Origin of the sequence: Pseudomonas sp. EGD-AK9 (assembly GCF_000465935.2) — a bacterium.
Taxonomy (GTDB): domain Bacteria; phylum Pseudomonadota; class Gammaproteobacteria; order Pseudomonadales; family Pseudomonadaceae; genus Aquipseudomonas.
The window spans coordinates 1-2,270 of sequence record NZ_AVOF01000441.1 but is presented as its reverse complement, the minus strand read 5'-3'; the positions used below and the strand labels follow the sequence as shown (position 1 = coordinate 2,270).

Genomic DNA, 2,270 nt, shown 5'->3' with positions numbered 1-2,270 from the left:
GGCCGGCCTCGGACTGCGCGACGGCGTGCGCCTGCTCGGCGCGCCGCAACTGGCGCTGGCCAGCTTCTGCGTCGACGGCGTGCACAACGCCGACCTGGCCCACCTGCTGACCGAACAGGGCATCGCCGTGCGCGCCGGGCACCACTGCGCCATGCCGCTGATGAAAGGCCTGGGGCTGTCCGGTGCGATCCGCGTCTCGCTCGGCCTGTACAACGACGGCGCCGACCTGGATCGTTTCTTCGATGCCCTGGACCGGGCCCTGGAGCTGCTGCGATGACCCAGCCCCTAGGTTGCAGCGGTCGAACCGCGGCCGATGTCAGGCGCAAAACCGCGGCGCTAGCGAAATTCGCGGCTACAGCCGCTCCTAGGGGATCCTTACATCCATGAACTTGCCGACTGCAGCCCAGCACGCCCTGGAGGCCTTCGCCGCCTGCCCCGGCTGGGAGCAACGCGCGCGCCTGCTGATGCAGTGGGGCGAGCGCCTGCAGCCGTTGAGCGAGGCCGAACGCTGCGAGGCCAATCGCGTGCACGGCTGCGAAAGCCTGGTCTGGCTGGTGGCGGAAACACACGAGGGCGCCTGGCACTTTCGCGCCGGCAGCGACGCCCGCCTACTGCGCGGCCTGCTGGCCGTGCTGCTGGCCCGGGTCGACGGCCTGAAGGGCGAGGAACTGGCGGCGCTCGACCTGGCCGCCTGGTTCGACCAGCTCGGCCTGGCCCGCCAGCTCTCGCCCTCGCGCAGCAATGGGCTCAATGCGGTGCTGCAACGCATGCGCGAACTGGCAAGATCCTGAAACGCCAGATCACCGTAGGGTGGGTTAGCGGCGCCAACCGCCGCACGTTCAGCCCCCACCATCGTCGCGCGCCGCGTAACCCACCAGGCGATGGATGGCGTTGCACCGATGGTGGGTTACGCCGCACCAGGCAATGGGAGTCGATCGACAGACGTAACAGGCGGCTAACCCACCCTACGAAACGCGCGTTGCCAGGGAAGACCCTACTACCCCCGATATCGTCACGCCGCTAGTCGCGGCTGCCGCGCTCGCGCAACGTCAAGCCACGCAGGAAATTGCGCAGCACCTGGTCGCCGCACTCGCGGTAGTGCTTGTGCCCGGGCTTGCGGAACAGGGCGCCGAGTTCGGCCTTGGTCATCGGCAGGTCGGCGGCCTGGAGGATGGCCTGCATGTCGTCGTCCTTGAGCTCGAAGGCCACGCGCAGCTTCTTCAGCACGATGTTGTTGCTCAAGCGCGTCGCCACCGGCAGCGGCGCACGACTCTCGTCCTTGCCGCGCTTGTAGAACACCAGGCCTTCCAGCACATGGGCCAGCAAGGCGTCGTTGCAGGGCTGGTAACCGGCCTCGTCGTCCTTGAGCAGGCAGGCGGAGATCTGCTCCAGGGTCACCGGGTAGTCCGCCAGCTGGCAGATCTCCACCAGCTTGGCGTCGCCGATGGCCAGCAGGTAGCGCAGGCTGCGCAGTACGTCGTTATTGGTCATTGCGGCGGTCTCAACGGAAGCGGGCGGCGATTATAGGCGCATCCGCCGTCAGTCGCGCAGCGCCTGCGCCCGGCTGGTCGGCAGCCAGGCATCGGCGTCGCCGGAATTCAGCGCCTGCTGCAGGCGCGCCAGGTCGCCGCGCTCGGAGAAATGGCGCAGGCCTGCGTTGAACAGGCGCAGCAGCCGCTCGCCCTCGGCATCGTCCTTGCGAAACAGCAGGCGCAGCGGTTCGGTGTTCAGGTGGCGCGGGTGATGGGTGATGGCGCGCCCCTCGGCGCCGGGGAACAGGCGACGCAGCATGGCGTAGCCGACCGCGCGGTCCTGCGGATGCAGGTCGATGCGACCGAGTTCCAGCAGGCGGAAGCTGGTCTCCTCCTTGCCGCTCTGCTGCACCTGCAGCAGGCCGTCCTGCTGCGCCTGGTCGAAGCGCGAGCCGTAGGAGTAACCGAGGGTGGTACCGATGCGGTAGCGCCTGAGGTCCTCGATGCGACGCCAGTCGAACGCCAGCTCGCGGCGATGGAACAGCACCACCTCGCCGCGCACCACCGGGTCGCTGCACACCCCGTAGTTGAGGCGACTGGGGCTGCAGCTGTAGGGCATGATGGCGTCCAGCTGACCCTGCTGCAGCATCAGCACGTTGCGATCCCAGGGGTAGAAGACGTATTCGACCGCGTAGCCCGCCTCGGCGAACAGCGCGCTGATCAGCCGCGCCATGGCGCCGCCATCGGCGCGGCGCTGGTCGACGTAGGGCGCCCAGTCGCCGGTGCCGATGCGCAGCT

General features: G+C 68.6%; 4 protein-coding genes. 2 read left to right on the top strand and 2 right to left on the bottom strand.

The genetic code is table 11. The features are described from left to right. Together N878_RS18225 and N878_RS18220 are read left to right on the top strand one after the other, a co-directional pair. Positions 1-277 (top strand): aminotransferase class V-fold PLP-dependent enzyme (locus N878_RS18225; protein ID WP_031303446.1); only part of this gene is annotated, 277 nt, incomplete at its 5' end. 106 nt (positions 278-383) lie between these two features. After that, the gene (locus tag N878_RS18220) at positions 384-791 is read left to right on the top strand and encodes a SufE family protein (RefSeq protein ID WP_021445016.1); all 408 of its coding nucleotides are present in this window, start codon (positions 384-386) and stop codon (positions 789-791) included. A gap of 229 nt (positions 792-1,020) precedes the next feature. Here the strand turns inward: N878_RS18220 and N878_RS18215 are convergent, their stop codons facing one another. After that, the gene (locus N878_RS18215; RefSeq protein ID WP_021445015.1) at positions 1,021-1,491 is read right to left on the bottom strand and encodes a DUF1456 family protein; all 471 of its coding nucleotides are present in this window, start codon (positions 1,489-1,491) and stop codon (positions 1,021-1,023) included. Positions 1,492-1,539: 48 nt separating this feature from the next. Then, positions 1,540-2,270, bottom strand: a 731-nt coding sequence (locus N878_RS18210) for an ABC transporter substrate-binding protein (RefSeq protein WP_021445014.1), incomplete at its 5' end; no start/stop codon positions are given.